General features: G+C 40.1%; 21 protein-coding genes and 1 pseudogene. 11 read left to right on the top strand and 11 right to left on the bottom strand.

The features are described from left to right. Nucleotides 1-259: 259 nt before the first annotated feature. From rpsR to rpsF, 3 genes are read right to left on the bottom strand one after another with little or no spacing between them, the layout of a single operon-like run. Entirely contained in the window at nucleotides 260-517 is a 258-nt protein-coding gene (gene rpsR, locus H7N69_RS06195) for a 30S ribosomal protein S18 (protein ID WP_000440196.1), read from the bottom strand. 22 nt (nucleotides 518-539) lie between these two features. After that, nucleotides 540-1,079 (bottom strand): single-stranded DNA-binding protein, encoded by a 540-nt coding sequence (locus tag H7N69_RS06190; protein ID WP_187885127.1) that lies wholly within the window; start codon nucleotides 1,077-1,079, stop codon nucleotides 540-542. A 9-nt stretch (nucleotides 1,080-1,088) separates the two neighbouring features. After that, nucleotides 1,089-1,517, bottom strand: a complete 429-nt coding sequence (gene rpsF, locus H7N69_RS06185; protein WP_187885126.1) for a 30S ribosomal protein S6 — start codon at nucleotides 1,515-1,517, stop codon at nucleotides 1,089-1,091. On the opposite strand from rpsF, the pseudogene H7N69_RS08175 reads away from it, so the two are divergent. Continuing rightward, nucleotides 1,509-1,690 (top strand): annotated as a pseudogene (locus tag H7N69_RS08175) (hypothetical protein). The gene rpsF and the pseudogene H7N69_RS08175 overlap by 9 nt on opposite strands. On the opposite strand, the gene holA reads toward H7N69_RS08175, so the two are convergent. The 8 genes from holA to H7N69_RS06145 all read right to left on the bottom strand — a co-directional run bounded on the left by holA (nucleotide 1,669) and on the right by H7N69_RS06145 (nucleotide 10,606). After that, nucleotides 1,669-2,691 (bottom strand): DNA polymerase III subunit delta, encoded by a 1,023-nt coding sequence (gene holA, locus H7N69_RS06180; RefSeq protein ID WP_187885125.1) that lies wholly within the window; start codon nucleotides 2,689-2,691, stop codon nucleotides 1,669-1,671. The pseudogene H7N69_RS08175 and the gene holA sit on opposite strands and share 22 nt — an antisense overlap. After that, the gene (locus tag H7N69_RS06175; RefSeq protein WP_187885124.1) at nucleotides 2,681-4,615 is read right to left on the bottom strand and encodes an RNB domain-containing ribonuclease; all 1,935 of its coding nucleotides are present in this window, start codon (nucleotides 4,613-4,615) and stop codon (nucleotides 2,681-2,683) included. Before H7N69_RS06175 ends, holA begins: the two co-directional genes overlap by 11 nt. Then, on the bottom strand, nucleotides 4,615-5,406 hold the full coding sequence (locus tag H7N69_RS06170) for a shikimate dehydrogenase (protein ID WP_187885123.1): 792 nt from the start codon (nucleotides 5,404-5,406) through the stop codon (nucleotides 4,615-4,617). Before H7N69_RS06170 ends, H7N69_RS06175 begins: the two co-directional genes overlap by 1 nt. 7 nt (nucleotides 5,407-5,413) lie before the next feature. After that, nucleotides 5,414-6,001 (bottom strand): SH3 domain-containing protein, encoded by a 588-nt coding sequence (locus H7N69_RS06165; protein ID WP_187885122.1) that lies wholly within the window; start codon nucleotides 5,999-6,001, stop codon nucleotides 5,414-5,416. An 8-nt stretch (nucleotides 6,002-6,009) separates the two neighbouring features. Continuing rightward, nucleotides 6,010-7,056 carry a microcin C ABC transporter permease YejB gene (locus H7N69_RS06160; protein ID WP_187885121.1) on the bottom strand — a complete coding sequence of 349 codons (1,047 nt, stop codon included), beginning with the start codon at nucleotides 7,054-7,056 and terminating at the stop codon, nucleotides 6,010-6,012. Continuing rightward, complete coding sequence (locus H7N69_RS06155) at nucleotides 7,053-8,831, bottom strand: extracellular solute-binding protein (protein ID WP_187885120.1); 1,779 nt, start codon at nucleotides 8,829-8,831, stop codon at nucleotides 7,053-7,055. The genes H7N69_RS06160 and H7N69_RS06155 overlap by 4 nt, the downstream gene beginning before the upstream one ends. After that, nucleotides 8,832-9,812 carry a tryptophan--tRNA ligase gene (gene trpS, locus H7N69_RS06150; protein WP_187885119.1) on the bottom strand — a complete coding sequence of 327 codons (981 nt, stop codon included), beginning with the start codon at nucleotides 9,810-9,812 and terminating at the stop codon, nucleotides 8,832-8,834. It lies immediately after the preceding gene. A gap of 71 nt (nucleotides 9,813-9,883) precedes the next feature. After that, nucleotides 9,884-10,606 carry a methyltransferase gene (locus H7N69_RS06145; RefSeq protein WP_187885118.1) on the bottom strand — a complete coding sequence of 241 codons (723 nt, stop codon included), beginning with the start codon at nucleotides 10,604-10,606 and terminating at the stop codon, nucleotides 9,884-9,886. Nucleotides 10,607-10,729: 123 nt separating this feature from the next. Between H7N69_RS06145 and secG the strand changes: the two genes are divergently transcribed. From secG to H7N69_RS06095, 10 genes are all read left to right on the top strand, one after another. Next, the gene (gene secG / locus H7N69_RS06140; protein WP_187885117.1) at nucleotides 10,730-11,326 is read left to right on the top strand and encodes a preprotein translocase subunit SecG; all 597 of its coding nucleotides are present in this window, start codon (nucleotides 10,730-10,732) and stop codon (nucleotides 11,324-11,326) included. Then, entirely contained in the window at nucleotides 11,326-11,883 is a 558-nt protein-coding gene (gene frr, locus H7N69_RS06135) for a ribosome recycling factor (RefSeq protein WP_000938365.1), read from the top strand. Before secG ends, frr begins: the two co-directional genes overlap by 1 nt. 3 nt (nucleotides 11,884-11,886) lie before the next feature. Further along, entirely contained in the window at nucleotides 11,887-12,492 is a 606-nt protein-coding gene (gene pyrE / locus H7N69_RS06130) for an orotate phosphoribosyltransferase (protein ID WP_187885116.1), read from the top strand. Beyond that, complete coding sequence (locus tag H7N69_RS06125; protein WP_187885115.1) at nucleotides 12,482-12,946, top strand: RDD family protein; 465 nt, start codon at nucleotides 12,482-12,484, stop codon at nucleotides 12,944-12,946. The genes pyrE and H7N69_RS06125 overlap by 11 nt, the downstream gene beginning before the upstream one ends. Next, nucleotides 12,943-13,632, top strand: a complete 690-nt coding sequence (locus tag H7N69_RS06120; RefSeq protein WP_180509578.1) for an SIR2 family NAD-dependent protein deacylase — start codon at nucleotides 12,943-12,945, stop codon at nucleotides 13,630-13,632. Before H7N69_RS06125 ends, H7N69_RS06120 begins: the two co-directional genes overlap by 4 nt. Nucleotides 13,633-13,739: 107 nt before the next feature. Next, on the top strand, nucleotides 13,740-14,141 hold the full coding sequence (locus H7N69_RS06115) for an NAD(P)H-quinone oxidoreductase subunit 3 (protein ID WP_120881473.1): 402 nt from the start codon (nucleotides 13,740-13,742) through the stop codon (nucleotides 14,139-14,141). Beyond that, the gene (locus tag H7N69_RS06110) at nucleotides 14,141-14,620 is read left to right on the top strand and encodes a NuoB/complex I 20 kDa subunit family protein (protein WP_001183508.1); all 480 of its coding nucleotides are present in this window, start codon (nucleotides 14,141-14,143) and stop codon (nucleotides 14,618-14,620) included. Before H7N69_RS06115 ends, H7N69_RS06110 begins: the two co-directional genes overlap by 1 nt. Further along, entirely contained in the window at nucleotides 14,620-15,417 is a 798-nt protein-coding gene (locus tag H7N69_RS06105) for an NADH-quinone oxidoreductase subunit C (protein WP_001862738.1), read from the top strand. The genes H7N69_RS06110 and H7N69_RS06105 overlap by 1 nt, the downstream gene beginning before the upstream one ends. Before the next feature lies 1 nt (nucleotide 15,418). Beyond that, nucleotides 15,419-16,648 (top strand): NADH dehydrogenase (quinone) subunit D, encoded by a 1,230-nt coding sequence (gene nuoD / locus H7N69_RS06100; protein WP_033596912.1) that lies wholly within the window; start codon nucleotides 15,419-15,421, stop codon nucleotides 16,646-16,648. After that, on the top strand, nucleotides 16,645-16,875 hold the full coding sequence (locus H7N69_RS06095) for an NADH-ubiquinone oxidoreductase subunit E family protein (RefSeq protein ID WP_000819168.1): 231 nt from the start codon (nucleotides 16,645-16,647) through the stop codon (nucleotides 16,873-16,875). The genes nuoD and H7N69_RS06095 overlap by 4 nt, the downstream gene beginning before the upstream one ends. The last annotated feature ends 1 nt before the right edge of the window (nucleotide 16,876 follow it).

Raw genomic sequence — 16,876 nt, 5'->3', positions numbered from 1 at the left:
TTTTATACATTGGAACGCATTTGCATTAGAATGCATTTGCATTGGAATGTATTTGGAGTATTATAGCATAAAGCGTTTTTTTTTTTTTTTTGTCATTTGGGGAAAATTTTGTCATTTTTTTGATTTTTTGCGTTACTTTTGAACGCTTTTAATTGGATTTTAAAAACGCTTTTAACGCTTTTACAACCGATGTTTAACAAAAATAGAGCCAAGATTAAATAAGATTAAAAGGGCATGCCCCCTATCAGCCCTAAAAAATTCAGTGCTGTTTAAAAGGGCTATCCACGACCTTTTTCCTGTCCACAATGTAGGGGATTAAAGCCATGTGGCGGGCTCTTTTGATCGCTACTTCCACCCTCTCTTGCCACTTTTTGCTATTGCCTGTCAACCTCCTTGGCATGATTTTATAGCGCTCTGATAGCGTGTGCTTGAGCATGTCTAAATCTTTATAGTCAATAAAGCTGATTTTAGCTTCAGTGTATTTGCAATAGCGTTTTGAATAGCGTTTTCTTTCCATAATGTCTCCTTAATTTTAACCCTTAAAAGGGGATTTCTTCTTCATCAATATTGATTTCAGGCACGCTGTTTTGATACTTGGACGGCTGTGCTTGTAAATTCTCTTTAGCGTAAGCGTTTTGCGCATAACTTGGGGCTTGGTTAAAAGGATCTTGGCTGGGAGCGTTATGATTAGCGGGATAAGCGTTGTTAAAATTCTCATGCATCATGCTATCTTGCATAGCGTTTGCATTGTCTGACTTTTTATCCATAAATTGCAACGAGTCCGCTGTGATAGTGTGGCGGGAATTTTTTTTGCCCGTTTGATCCATCCAACTCTCATAAGTCAAACGCCCTTCTATCAAAACGCTTGAACCCTTGCTCAAATATTGGTTAGCGATTTCAGCCGTTCGCCCAAACAAACGAGCGTCTATGAAGCACACCTCTTCGCCTAGCGTGCCGTCTTGTTTTTTAAAGCGCCTGCTTGTGGCTAAACCTATTGTAGCCGCAGCCGAACCGCTAGGCAAATATTTCAATTCCACATTCCTGGTCAAACGCCCTACCATAATCACTTTATTAAACATGATAAGCCCTTATTCGCTATGAGATCCTACGCTTTCTGCTTTCTCTGTGTGGTGAGAATGCGCGTGTTCGGTTTTTTCGTGTTTTTCTTTAGCGTGCGATGGCTTTTTATTAGCCCTATCCACTAACGCATGCCACGCTTCTACTTCCTTCTTGCTTTCGTATTTGATCACAATGAAACGCAACACATCTTCATTGATGCGATACAATCGTTCAAGCTCTAAAATCATGGACGGATCTGCTTTGAAATACGCCACATAATAATAGCCTCTTTTGTGTTTTTTGATTTCATAGGCTAAATTACGCATGCCCATATCCAGGCTCGTTTCAATCACGCCATGGTGCTTAGTGATCACTTCTCTATAAAACTCAATTTTGGATTTAATCTCTTCTTCTACTAAAGTAGGTTTGAGAATAAACATCGTTTCATAATGCCTCATCCATTCTCCTTGTGGTTGTATAGCCCTTTTTTTACTAAAAAAGAGCAAGGTCTAAAAAACTTTCAATTATACCTTGCTTTCGCTTGTTTTTGGATTAAATTTAGTTTATTGAATCATTAAAACCCAAAACTAAAACACCTTTCAGCATTTTTCAAGGGTTAATGATTTTTTGAATGGGGGTCAAATACAAAAAGCCCAATTCCTTTTGCCCTTGCATGCTTTGAAGATGCCATAACCTAAAAATCTCAAAAACCCTCTTATAGCCGGCTTCTTTCAAACGCAGGGCGTTTTTGGCGTAATTTTCAGCGATTTCTTTAGGGGGAGCGTAGCCTAAAACCTCTTTAGCGTCCACTAAACCGGTCGTTTTAATGTGGGCGAAAAATAAAAAAAGCTGGTAAAAATACCGCTCCAACCCCCTTAAAATATCCGCATCCTTTTTGCCCTCTTTTAACAAATAATCATAAATATCAAGCACGCTTTTTTTCAAAAAAAGCCCTAAAATGAGCTTTTGCAAATCCATATCCCCCGCATTGGAGCTTAATTCTTGAATGTCTTCTAAAGTGATGGGCGTATTTAAAACCGCTAGCTTGTCTAAATCGTTAAACGAAACGCCTAAATCTTCGTTATTGGTTTCAAAAAGAGCGTTTAAAAGATGGCTGCTGATGTCTAATTGTAAAGCATTAGCCCTTTCTTGTAAGAATTTCAAACTCTCCCAAGTTTTAGGGGTAAAAAAGCGCACACAGATCGCTTCATCTTTCAAGGGGCTTTTTTGGAAAAATTTAACGATAACATCGCTAGTGTATTTGTATTTGGTGGTGTCGCTTTTAGCATTATAAAGCCCTATGATAAGCCTGTTATGGCTAGGCCGCTCTAAAGCTTTTAAAAAAAGATTGATATCATTTTCCTTAAATTTCTTATGCAACGCAAAATCCAGTTTTAAAACGACTAAACTGCTCCCTCCAAATAAAGAATCCTGCTCTAAAAGGGTCGCAATCTGGCTTTTTTCATAATCGCTCGCATAAAAAAGCGAAGTTTCTGTGTCAGGGTTACTGCCTTTAAAAAGCGAGCTAATCGTTTGAATATAATAATGGATAAAAAAATCAAACTCCCCATACAAAAACACCGCTTTAGGGAGGCGCTGTTTTAAATAATGGTCCAAATCTTTACGATACATGCTCTTTAATCCTTTCTGTGATTTCGCCTCTAACTTGCCCTAAAATCAAATCCGCATGCGTGATTGTAACGCGCACCTTTTCTAACGGCTTAAAAACCTTGTTCGTTTTGACTAAAATTTTAAGCCCTACCCACTCTTTTAACCCCACCACCACCCAATCTTTAACCTCCAAAACAACGCCCAAAAATTCTTTTCCTAAAAGTTCTAAAGCTAAGCGGGCGAATTTGCGCTTGATAAAATCCCTTTCAATCAAAGCGGTCTTTTTTTGCAAAGCGTTCAATTCAGCGCATAATTCAGGCGTTTCTTCTAACAAATACGAGCAGCCTTTAGCTTGATGGAACAACAATTCTTTTAAAAGCCTGTGTAAGGCTAGATCGCTGTATCGTCTAATGGGCGAAGTGAAATGCGTATAGCTGGCAAACCCCAAACCAAAATGGCTTTCTTGCATGGGGCTATAAAGGGCTAAATTTTGAGACTTAATGATTAGGCGTGAAACTTCTCTTTCTATACTCTTTTCTTGGGCTATCTTTAAGGCATGCTCTAAAAAAGGAAAAAAACCCATGTTTTTAGGGCGCACAATCTCATAATCAAAAAGCTTAGCGTAGAGGCGTTTTTGCTGCTCCAAACTGGGCTCTTTGTGGGTGCGGTATATCCCCTTATTGTGAAAATGCTCATCTAATAACCCTGCACTAGACTGGTTGGCTAAGAGCATGGCTTCTTCTATAAGAGTGTGCGCATCGCTTTCTTTTTCTGTTTCAATTTTTTCTATACGCCCTTCTTTATTCAAATACAGCTTGTTTTCAAAGGAATTGAAATTAAACCCCTTTTTTAAACGCTCCTTTTTTAACTTTAAAGCCATCTCTAAAAACCCCAAAAGGCTTTGTTGCAAATCTTTATCTAAAAAGCTTTGTTGAGCGCTTAAAAAATGATTGATTTCTTCATAAGTGCAATTAGCCCTAACTTCAATAACGCCTTGAGATAATCGGGCGTTTTTCAAATCGTCTAAAGGGATTTCATACACTAAAGCCAGGCGTTTTTCAAACGCTTTTAATGAGCATGCCCCTTGAGACAAACTCAAAGGCAGCATGGGATAGACGCTGTTAGGGAAATACACGCTAAAGCCCCTAACCCTAGCTTCTTTATCCAAACTGGAATATTTCGGCACAAATTCGCTCACATCAGCAACCGCCACAAACAAAACCCTTTTTTCTTGGTCATAAAAGATCGCATCGTCAAAATCTTTAGCGTCTTTGGGGTCAATGGTGATAAAAGGGATATGAGAATAATTGATCCTGTCTTTAAAATCGCTCGCTTTGAGTTGCGCGTAATGTTGGGCTAAATTCAAGCAATCTTTTGAAAAATCCTTCACTCTGTCAAAAAGGCTCAAAGAAAGGTTTTCATCTATTAAAGAGTCTTCTAAAGCCCCTAAAATTTCGCTGATTTCACGCTTTTTAAGATCGATCTTTACCACGCAATGCCTGGGCAATTCTAATAAGGATTTTTGGCTGTGCTTTAAAGAAATAGGTTTTTTAAAAGGCTCTTTAAAAGGGATAGCCACAATCTGGTTTTTTTCTTTAGCCAGGTAAGCTATCATCGTGTGATCTGCATTTAAAAGAGCGGCTTTAAAAAAGGCTAGGGGGCGTTTTTTAGAACATTCTATTTGGCATAAAATCAAAGCGTCTGTTTTAAAAGATGGGGGTAAGTTTTTGATTAAAGGGTCTTTAGGGTAATTTTTCGCTAAAGAAACGAAAAACGCCTTATCTTTTACTTTTTCAACTTTGCCTATATCAAAGCCTTCTTTTAAAAAATAGCGCTCCTTTTTCAATTGAAGCACTTCTTTTAAAACGCCCTTTTCTATTAGAGGAGCGAATGGTTTAGGGATCTTTTTAACCCCAAAAAACAGGCTTCTTAAAAACCCTTGCATCAAAAAACACTTCGCATGACTTCAAACGCTTTTGAATAAGGGATTTGAGAAGCGCTGAATTTTTCAAAACTTAAAGCAGCTTGATAAATGAGCATGTCTTTCCCGTCTTGAAAGGGGATTTCTAACTCTTTAGCCAGAGATAAAAAGGGCGTTAAAAACCCATACGCCAAATCATAAGCGAGTTTGCCCTCTTTAAAATACCCTTTCAAAACCTCTTTATTCAAAGGCAATTCGTTATTCAAACTCGCTGAAGTGGCGTTAATAATCAAATCAAAAGCGCTTTTAGGAGGCTCCATGAAACAATCACAGCCCAAGCGTTGGAAAAAATCCAATCCCCTAGCAGAGCGATTCAACACGCTCACTTCCAAGCCTTGTTTTTTCAATTCGCACGCTAGGGCTTTAGCGCTCCCCCCAGCGCCTAAAATCAAAGCGTTTTGGTAGTTTTGGTGCTTTAAAGAAAGATAAAACCCTAAAGCATCGGTATTGTAGCCCACAAGCTCATCATTTTCTAAAACAAGCGTATTGACTGCTCCGCATTCAAGCGCGATACCTTTGATCTTATCGCAAACTTGAAACGCCCTTTCTTTAAAGGGTAAGGTTACATTAGCCCCACTAAGCCCCAAAGTTAAAAACTCGTTTTTGATGTGGCTTTCTAAAGGGAGTAATATGGGGTGGTAATGCCCCAAAAACCCCAATTTTTTTTGAAAAGTCAAAAAACAAGCGTTATGGATTAAGGGCGATTTGGAATGCTTAATGGGATTTCCAAAAACCCCAAAAGATTTTAATTTCATTATTCTTTCATTCAGCCTTTTTTAAAAGTTTTAAAAACACATAACCCTTTGTTTTATTAGAAAATTCAATTTCAGCCCAATCGTTTTGGATTTCTAAAACCTTCACGCTTTTATTTTTTAAAAGCAATCCCAAGATTTTACCTTTTGTGCTAGGAAAAGCGCGCACATTCACGCCACTGACTGCGACTTTATACTCTAAAGGTTTTTTTCCCATTGTAGAGATTGTAGGGGCTTTTTGGTTGTTTTGAACGGGCGGGACACTGTTTTGTTTAGACTCGTTTTCTTTTTCTTGCTCTTGTTTAGTTTCTTGTTTAGTTTCTTTTTCTTGTGCGGTCGTTTCTAAAGGCAAAGGAGGGTCTTTGGTGGGGTTTTCTTCTGTGGCGGTTGTGGTTGCGTTGGATTCTTCTTTAGGCGAAAGCGCGCTGTTTTGAGACTCTGTCTCGGTTTTTTCTGCATTTGGGCTTATTGGAGCGCTGTCTTTTTTCACATAAAAACCAAGCACAGCATGCACTAAAGCATACAACAACATGAACGCTAAAACCACTAACAAAGGCTGTGCAAAAAGTTTTAAAAAAGATTTCATCTCAGTTTTCATTCCTACCCTCAACGCTTTTCAAAATCAATCCTAGGGTCAATCGCCACGCAAAGCAAATCGCTTATCAAACTCGCCACCAAACCTAAAAGCGTGAAAATATAAAGCGAACCAAACACAACAGGATAATCCCTACTCACAATGCTTTCATACCCTAAAAGCCCTAACCCGTCTAAACTGAAAACAATCTCTATCAACAAACTTGAGCTAAAAAACATGCCTAAAAAAGCCTGCGGAAAGCCCGCCACCACTAATAAAATCGCATTACGGAACACATGCGCATAAAAAATACGCCCCACTGAACAGCCCTTAGCCTTAGCACTCACCACATAGAGCTTGCCCATTTCATCTAAAAAAGAGTTTTTCACTAAAAGCGTGAGGCTTGCAAAACCCCCTAAAGAAATGCAAAGAACGGGCAAGGTGATATGCCATAAATAATCCTTGATTTTACCTAATGCGCTCAAACTTTCAAAATTATCGCTCACTAGCCCTTTTAAAGGGAACCAGTGCCAATAATTCCCTCCAGCAAAAAACACGATCAACACCACCGCAAATAAAAAGGTCGGGATAGCGTTAGCGACAATGATCACCACGCTGCTTAGCACGTCTAAAGGCTCGTTATTGCGTTTGGCCTTGAAAATCCCTAAAGGGATAGAAATAAGATAAATCAAAAGCGTGCTAAAAAACCCTAATGAAATGGATACCGGCAATTTTTCCTTAATCAAATCTATCACTTTAATCTGGCGATAAAAGCTCTCCCCAAAATCAAATTGCAGATATTTTTTGAGCATGAGAAGATAGCGCTCCCCTATAGGCTTGTCAAAACCATAGAGTTTTTTTAAGTTCTCTAACAAATCGCTCTCCAACCCTTGAGACGCCCTATACGAACGCTCTTTAACAACGCCTTGAATCTCTTTGGATTGCGTGTTATTGATTTTAGCCATCATCTGCTCAATAGGCCCTCCTGGGGCGGATTGGATCAGAAAGAAATTAATCGTCATGATGGCCAATAAAGTAGGGATAATTAAAAGCAAGCGTTTAAGAATGTAAGCAATCATTGAAGATCCTTTTCTTTTATCCACCACAAATACGGCGAAAATCCATAGCTAGGGCTGATTTCAGGCATGCCAATGTAATTATACGCTGCGATCCTGTAATTAGGCAAATAAAAATGCGGTACCACATAAAACCCCCACAACAACACCCTATCCATCGCTTGAATGGCGGCCAATTGCTCCTTATAATCTTTAGCGTTAATGATTTTTTCAATCAAATCATCTACCGCTTTACTAGAGATTCCCGCATAATTCCTTGTGCCTTTTTCTTTCGCGCTCAAAGAGCCAAAATAAAAGCGTTGCTCATTACCCGGGAAAGACGATTGGCCAATCACTCCTACGATCATGTCAAAATCATAGCTTTTGATCCGATTGACATACTGGCTTAAATCCACTCTTTGGATTTTCATTTCAATCCCTAACACCCTTAAGTTTTTAGCAAAAGCTAGGGCCAGTCTTTCAAATGCCGGGCTGTTTAAAAGCAAAGTGAAACTGAAAGGCTTGTTATTCTTATCCACCAAACGCATGTTTTTGTAAGAAAAGCCCGCACTTTCTAAAAGCTTTTGAGCGTATTTTAAATTTTCCCTCAAATTATAGCCTAAAACATCAGGCCCATCGGTTCTAGGCACGATATAAGGCTCTTTAAAAACCCTTTCATCCAAACTCTTTTCATAAGGGGCTAGCAGGGCTTTTTCTTCAGGGCTTGGAAGTGGTGGGGACGCATAGATAGAGTTACTGAAAAAACTGGTGGTGCGCTTGTATTGCGAAAAAAACAAATTTTTATTCGCCCATTCAAAATCAAACGCATAAAATAAGGCTTCACGCACCCTTTTATCCTTAAAAATTTCTCGGCGCGTGTTGAAGAAAAACCCTTGCATGCCGCTTGGCATTTTGTGGGCTATGAGGTATTTAGTGATTTTTTTATTATCCATAGCTTTCCCCACATAGCCCCTAGCCCAAACCTTAGCCGTGCTTTCAAGGCGCCAGTCATACGCCCCGCTTAAAAAAGCCTGTAAGGCGACGGTTTCATCTTTGTAATACTCAAATTTGATTTGATCAAAATTGAATTGCCCCTTTCTGCTGGGCAAATTCCTCGCCCAATAATTAGGGTTTCTTTGGTAGGTGATTTTCTTGCCCACATCAAAAGAAGCGATCACATAAGGGCCGCTAGAAACAGGAATGAGTAAAGGGTTTTTTTCAAAATAATCCTTTTGAAACGCTTTTTTGGAAAAGATCTGCAACTGCCCTAAAATAAGGGGCAATTCTTTATTTTCAGTGGTTTTGAAAATGAATTTAACATGGTGTTTGTCTAAAACAACCGCCTTTTTAACATCTTGGTAATACTGCCTATAAATGGGCGATCCTAATTTCATGATCGTATCAAAACTAAACTTCACATCGCTCGCTAAAATGGGAGCGTTATTGCTGAATCTCGCTCTTTTATCTAGGGTAAAAATCACATAGCTGTTATCCTTAGCCACTTCTGCGTCTTTAGCGATCAAGGGGTATTCGGCAAAAGGTTCGTCCAAACTTTGCACCATTAAAGTGTCATAAATGAGATCCAAGCCTTCAGCTTTAGTGCCTTTAAGCACGAAAGGGTTAAGGCTATCAAAAGTCCCTATGGCGTCATTTCTTAAGACACCGCCCTTTCTAGCGTTAGGGTTAGCGTATTCAAAATGCGTGAAATTATCTTTATATTTAGGCTCTTCGCCCAAGTATAAATAAGGCGTAGCCTTAAGGAAACAAAACACCCCTAACCATAAACCTAAAATTTTCATCTAAACCAACCCCATCAATTCTTTAGCCTTTTGGTAAGTCGCTTGTGCTAAAGGCCTGGCTTTTTTAGCGCCGCAATTTAAAACGGCTTTCACTTCATCATCGCTGATTTCTCTGTATCTTTCTTGGATGGGTTTTAAAGCCTGGATCATTACTTCAGCCAATTCCTTTTTAAAATCCCCATAGCCCTTATTTTTGAAACGCTCCTCTATCTTTTCTGGGCTTTCATCGCTTAAAAGCATGTAAATATTTAAAAGGTTAAAAATGCCCTCTCTTTTTTCATCAAATGCAATAACGCCTATAGAATCCGTGGCCGCTTTTTTGATTTTCCTTACAATAATGTCCGGCTCATCTAAAAGAAAAATCGCATGGTTAGCCCCTTGATGCGATTTACTCATCTTCACTTTTGGATCATCTAGCCCCATAACCCTTGCCCCCACTTTAGCGATCAAAGGCTCTGGCACTTTAAAGCAGTTCCCAAAATCCCTGTTAAATTTTTCTGCAACGTTTCGCGTGAGCTCTAAATGCTGTTTTTGATCTTCGCCCACTGGCACTAAATCGCTTTGGTATAACAAAATATCTGACGCCATCAAAATAGGGTAATTGAAAAGCCCCACATTCACGCTTTTAGGGTTTTTTAAAGACTTGTCTTTGAATTGCGTCATTCGTTGCATTTCTCCCATAGACACCTGGCAATCTAGTAGCCATGCTAAAGCCGGGTGCTCATCCACTTCACTTTGAATGAATAACCCCGATTGCTTAGGGCTAATCCCGCAAGCTAAAAGCAATTTGACTAACTCATAGGTTTGGGATTTTAAAAATGCAGGATCTATGGGTAGAGTGATCGCATGCGAATTGACGACGCAAAAAAGGTTTTCATATTCATCTTGCATCTCTACCCAATGCTTGATCGCTCCTAAATAGTTGCCCAAATGGATTTGCCCGGTCGGTTGGATGCCTGAAAAGACTCGTTTTTTGTGCATGTTGTTTCTCGCTCATTAGTTTAGCGTTTATTGTAACCACCTAATTTTAATATTTTAATTTATCTTGGTTTTTAAGAGCGCTTGATCCCCGAAAAGAGTAACACTTCATAGCTCAATTTTTCAAACGCCATGTTTTGGAAAAAATGTTTTTTTTGCTTGAAACTCAGCGTTGAACCCCCTAAAAGACCGCATTTTTTAAGGTAATTCAAGCAATCTTGTTTGCGGTTGAAATAAAGAGCGAAGCGCTTGTTTTCCAATTCTATTTGAAAATGTTTAAAAGCGTTTTTAATCAAGGATTTGAGCGTTTTGAGATCCCTTAAAGGCGAAGGCGTGCCTAAAAATTCATGCACTTCATGCAAACTAAAATCCGTATGGATAGCTAAAGCCACCTCCTTACTAAAAAAAGCGATTTTTTCTAAAACGCTTTTTAAATCCCTTGCCCATTGCAAAGAAGAAGAAGACACAACCAAATCGTAATCGCAAAAAACATGTTCTTCAAAATCCGCATGCTCTAAAGAGATTTTTTGAATGTTAAGAGATTGCGTGGGGTGTAATTTGAGCATGTTCATAGAATTATCCAAAGCGATAAAGTCTTCAATCAAAATATTTTGCCGCTCTAAAGCGTTAAGAACAGACCCACTCCCTGATCCTAGATCCAAAACTTTAGCGTAATGTTTTTGTTTTAACAATTGAACAAGACAGATAGCGATTTGCTGTTGGATATGGGCAAAGAGGTGATAAGTTTTGGCATGCTTATTGAATGCATGCTGATTGAATGAATGAAAAGAGTCCAACACCACCGCCTTTAACGCGCCACGCTTGAAATTAAAACTAAATTTTAGTGTATTCTTAGCAAATTTTAGATAAGATCAAGCGTAATTTTTTCTAAATTTTAGGCATTTAAGGAATCAGTGTTTATGACAAGCGTTCTGTTAGGCTTACAAATTGTTTTAGCGGTATTGATTGTGGTGGTGGTTTTGTTGCAAAAAAGTTCTAGCATCGGCTTAGGGGCTTATAGCGGAAGCAACGATTCTTTATTTGGTGCTAAAGGGCCTGCAAGCTTTATGGCGAAATTGACCATGTTTTTAGGGCTGTTATTTGTTGCCAACACCATCGCTTTGGGCTATTTTTACAACAAAGAATACGGCAAAAGCATTTTAGATGAAACTAAAACCAATAAAGAGCTTTCACCCTTAGTCCCTGCCACCGGCACGCTCAACCCAACGCTTAATCCCACACTCAACCCAACGCTCAACCCTTTAGGGCAAGCCCCCACTAACCCTTTAATGCCAAAACAAACGCCTAACGAATTTCCTAAAAAGCCAGCCAAAGCGCCTTCTATTGAAAACCCCAAACAGAATGAAAAGAATGAAAAGAATGATGCCAAAGAAAATGGTATAAAGGGTGTTGAAAAAAACAAAGAGAACGCCAAAACGCCCCCAACCACCCACCAAAAGTCTAAAACGCATGCGCAAACCAACGCCCACACAAACCAAAAAAAGGATGAAAAATAATGTTACAAGCCATTTATAACGAAACCAAAGATTTGATGCAAAAAAGCGTTCAAGCTTTAAACAGAGATTTTTCCACTCTAAGGAGTGCGAAAGTTTCAGTCAATATTTTAGATCACATCAAAGTGGATTATTACGGCACGCCCACCGCCTTAAACCAAGTCGGCTCCGTGATGAGCTTGGATGCGACCACCCTTCAAATCAACCCATGGGAAAAAAACCTGCTCAAAGAAATTGAACGATCCATTCAAGAAGCCAATATCGGCGTCAATCCTAATAACGACGGCGAAACGATCAAGCTTTTTTTCCCACCCATGACAAGTGAGCAAAGGAAACTCATCGCAAAAGACGCCAAAGCGATGGGCGAAAAGGCTAAAGTGGCTGTGAGGAATATCCGCCAAGACGCTAACAACCAGGTGAAAAAATTAGAAAAAGACAAAGAAATCAGCGAAGATGAAAGCAAAAAAGCCCAAGAGCAGATCCAAAAAATCACCGATGAAGCCATTAAAAAAATTGATGAAAGCGTGAAAAACAAAGAAGACGCGATCTTAAAGGTCTAAACCATGGATATTAAGGCATGTTATCAAAACGCTCAAGCTTTGTTAGAGGGGCATTTCTTGCTCAGCAGCGGGTTCCATTCCAATTATTATTTGCAATCCGCTAAAGTCTTAGAAGATCCCAAACTGGCCGAACGATTAGCTAAAGAATTGGCCAAACAAATCCAAGAAGCCCATTTGAATATTGAATGCATATGCTCGCCTGCGATTGGGGGGATCTTGGCTGGGTATGAGCTTGCAAGGGCTTTGGGCGTGCGTTTTATTTTCACTGAAAGGGTGGATAATACCATGGCGTTAAGGCGTGGTTTTGAAGTCAAAAAAAACGAAAAAATTTTAGTGTGTGAGGACATTATCACTACGGGAAAATCCGCCATGGAATGCGCTAAAGTTTTAGAAGAAAAGGGCGCTCAAATCGTGGCTTTTGGCGCTTTAGCTAATCGGGGCATTTGCAAGCGCGCTCATTCTCATTTAAAAGCCCAAGAGGGCGCGTGTTTGCCTAGCCATTTGCCCCTTTTTGCTTTAGAAGATTTTGTTTTTGACATGCACAAGCCTAGCTCTTGCCCTTTATGCGCTACTAGCGCTGCTATAAAGCCAGGAAGTCGTGGCAACTAAAAAAACCAAAAAAAATAAAATTCCAGAAAAAAAGCAAGCGTTAGAAAGCCCTTTAAAAGGGCTGTATCTCTCTTTGCGTTTAAAGGCCTTTATCACCGATATTTTTATGATTTATACCCCCATGCTTTACATAATGACCTATGCGATTTTAGGGAGCGCGAAGGATTTTAGGGAAAACCAGAGCGCGATTTTTTTATGCTTGCTTTTTTACGCCTTAACGCACAGCTTTTTTATCGCTTTTAAATCCCAAAGCCCTGGCATGCGTTACGCTCAGTTTAAATTAGTCAAAAACAATCGCAAAGAAGTGGGCTTTTTTTTAGCTTTGTGGCGGTTTGTTTTGTGGGTGTTGAGCATGGGGTTACTTATAGGGTTTGTTACGCCTTTTATTTTTAAGTTTTTTTTGCATGACAAAATCAGCGGCACTCATATTGAAATCATCAAGGAGGAAACATGAAAAATTTAGTGATCCTAAGCGGGGCTGGCATTTCAGCAGAAAGCGGGATTAAAACCTTTAGAGACGCTGATGGCTTGTGGGAAGGGCATGACATCATGGAAGTTGCCTCGCCTTATGGCTGGAAAAAGAACCCGCAAAAGGTGTTGGATTTCTACAACCAAAGGCGCCGACAGCTTTTTGAAGTTCATCCTAACAAAGCTCATGAGGCTTTAGCGGAATTGGAAAAACACTATCAAGTTAATATCATCACCCAAAATGTAGATGATTTGCATGAAAGAGCGGGCTCTTCCCGTATTTTGCACTTGCATGGGGAATTATTGAGCGTTCGCAGTGAAAAAGATCCTAATTTGGTTTATAGGTGGGAAAAGGACTTGAATTTAGGCGACTTGGCTAAAGACAAATCACAATTACGCCCTGATATTGTGTGGTTTGGCGAAGCGGTGCCTTTGCTTAAAGAAGCGATTTCTTTAGTCAAACAAGCGCATCTTTTAATCATCATTGGCACTTCTTTGCAAGTCTATCCGGCTGCTAGCCTCTACACGCATGCGCATAAAGACGCTCTCATTTATTACATTGACCCTAAGGCTAAAAACGCTCATTTGCCCCAGAATGTCCAATGCATTAATGATAGTGCGGTGCATGCTATGCAAGATTTAATGCCCAAACTCATAGAAATGGCCTCTTAAGAAATGTTAAAATAATTTTTATTTTTTCAGCTAACGATTAGCAAAAACATGGTTTAATTGCTTCCATCGTTTGCTAAAAGTAATAATTAAAGGAGTTTGAGAGCCTGATGCAACAAGCCACAGAAGCATTGAATCACCCCTATTTTGGCGTTTTTGTTTTGTTGGTATTCACCTTTTGGGTGTTTAACTTAACCTTAAGGATTCAAAGGTTTTTAAGCCGTAAAATGGCTCAAAAAAAGGGCGAAAAGCTCAAGCTCGCTCCTTATGAATGTGGGCCTGTGGCTCTCAAGCAGCCTAATAGGGTGTCGCACCATTTCTATATCATGGCCATGCTTTTTATCTTATTTGATGTAGAAATCGTTTTCATGTTCCCTTGGGCGATTGATTTTAAAAAATTAGGTTTGTTTGGGCTCATTGAAATGCTAGGCTTTGTCTTCTTTTTAGCCATTGGTTTTATTTACGCTTTAAAGCGAAACGCTTTGAGCTGGCAGAAATTAGAGGTGAAATAATGCAACAAGCACCGGTTGTTCTAAGCACTTTGGATAAATTATTGAATTGGGGGCGTTCTAATTCGCTCTGGCCTTTAACTTATGGCTTGGCGTGTTGCGCGATTGAGATGATGGCGACAGGGGGTTCAAGGTTTGATTTTGACAGATTTGGCACGATTTTTAGAGCGAGCCCTAGGCAATCTGATGTGATGATCATCGCTGGCACGCTCACTAAAAAACATGCCGAATTCATGCGCAGGCTCTATGATCAGATGCCTGAGCCTAAATGGGTGATTTCTATGGGGAGTTGCGCCAACACGGGCGGGATGTTCAACACTTATGCGACCGTTCAAGGAGCGGACAGGATCGTTCCTGTGGATATTTACTTGCCCGGTTGCGCACCGCGCCCAGAGACTTTACAATACGCTCTTATGGTTTTGCAAGATAAAATCAGACGCTCTAAAGCGATCAAACAAGACGCTCCTAAAAGGTTAGTGTGATGGTAAGAAAACAATCCCCCTATGAAGATGTGCAAAAACAATCGCGCCAGCATGACCCCTATAAAATCATAGAACCCACCCCTAAAAAATATTTAGAGGGCAGCGCTTATGAGGTCATTTACAACCACCTTTCTTACAAACATGAGATTTTAGACAAATACATAGAGACTAACACGGCTGTGTTTTGGATCAAAAAAGACGATATTTTTTCTGTTGCTACGATTTTAAGGCATTTGGGCTATGAGTGTTTGAGCGAAATGAGCGCGATAGATTTGTGCGCTAAAAAAGGGCATTTTGAATTGTTTTATCAATTCGTGGGTTTTAGCGATAGTTGCAAGAACCGCCGTAGGGTGCGCGTGAAGTGCGTTTTGTTGCCTAATGAGAGCGTGGATTCTTTGAGTTTTTTATACCGATCGGCTAATTGGAGCGAAAGGGAAGCGTATGACATGCTTGGTATTGTGTTTGACAAACACCCCTATTTGAAACGCCTTATCATGCCGCATGATTGGGTAGGTCACCCCTTATTGCGCTCTTACCCGCTCAAAGGCGATGAATTCGCCCAATGGTATGAAGTGGATAAAATTTTTGGTAAAGAATACCGAGAAGTGGTGGGTAAAGAGCAGAGAGACAGCGCGAGAGTGGATGAAAAAGACACTTTCAATTTTGCAAAAATTGGCTATGAACAGGGCAAGGGCGAAGAATTAAAAGAAGTAGAAGAAAAGCATGCGTTTAAGAAAATCCCTTTTGTCAAAGATTTGCACAAAATCGCCCCCACTATCTTAAAAAAGAGGCTATAAAATGGCTCAAAATTTCACGAAACTCAACCCTCAGTTTGAAAACATCATTTTTGAACATGACGACAACCAAATGATTTTAAACTTTGGCCCTCAACACCCCAGTAGTCATGGGCAATTGCGCTTGATTTTGGAATTAGAGGGCGAAAGAATCATTAAGGCCACCCCTGAAATTGGCTACTTGCATAGGGGCTGTGAAAAGTTAGGCGAAAACATGACCTATAACGAATACATGCCCACTACCGATAGATTGGATTACACTTCTTCTACCAGCAATAACTACGCTTACGCTTATGCGGTAGAGACCTTACTCAACTTAGAAATCCCTCGCCGAGCGCAAGTGATCCGCACGATTTTACTAGAGCTTAACCGCATGATTTCACACATCTTTTTTATCAGCGTGCATGCTTTAGATGTGGGGGCGATGAGCGTGTTTTTGTATGCGTTTAAAACGAGGGAATACGGCTTGGATTTGATGGAGGATTATTGCGGGGCTAGGCTCACGCATAACGCTATAAGGATTGGGGGCGTGCCTTTAGATTTACCCCCTAATTGGCTAGAGGGCTTAAAAAAGTTTTTAGGCGAAATGAGGGAATGCAAAAAACTCATTCAAGGCTTATTGGATAAGAATCGCATTTGGCGGATGCGCTTGGAAAATGTGGGCGTTGTAACGCCAAAAATGGCACAAAGCTGGGGCATGAGCGGTATCATGTTAAGAGGGACTGGGATCGCTTATGATATTAGGAAAGAAGAGCCTTATGAGCTTTATAAAGAGCTTGATTTTGATGTGCCGGTGGGCAATTATGGCGATAGTTATGATCGGTATTGTTTGTATATGCTAGAAATTGATGAAAGCATTCGCATCATTGAGCAACTCATTCCCATGTATGCTAAAACCGATACGCCTATCATGGCCCAAAACCCGCATTATATTTCTGCCCCTAAAGAAGATATAATGACGCAAAATTATGCCTTGATGCAGCATTTTGTCTTAGTGGCTCAAGGCATGCGTCCGCCCGTTGGGGAAGTGTATGCCCCCACAGAAAGCCCTAAAGGGGAATTAGGGTTTTTTATCCATTCAGAGGGCGAGCCGTATCCTCATAGACTAAAAATCAGAGCCCCTAGCTTTTATCACATTGGGGCTTTAAGCGATATTTTAGTAGGGCAATATTTAGCGGATGCGGTAACCGTGATTGGCTCAACCAATGCGGTGTTTGGCGAGGTGGATAGATGAAACGCTTTGATTTACGCCCCTTAAAAGCGGGTATTTTTGAACGCTTGGAAGAATTGATTGAAAAAGAAATGCAACCTAATGAAGTCGCTATTTTCATGTTTGAAGTGGGGGATTTTTCTAATATCCCTAAGAGCGCTGAATTTATCCAATCCAAAGGGCATGAGCTCCTCAATTCTTTGCGTTTCAATCAAGCGGATTGGACGATTGTCGTGAGAAAAAAGGCTTGAT

It is taken from the genome of Helicobacter pylori (genome assembly GCF_014497725.1).
Lineage (GTDB): Bacteria > Campylobacterota > Campylobacteria > Campylobacterales > Helicobacteraceae > Helicobacter > Helicobacter pylori_DE.
The sequence above is the reverse complement of the archived record's forward strand: the minus strand, read 5'-3'. Positions and strand labels throughout refer to the sequence as shown.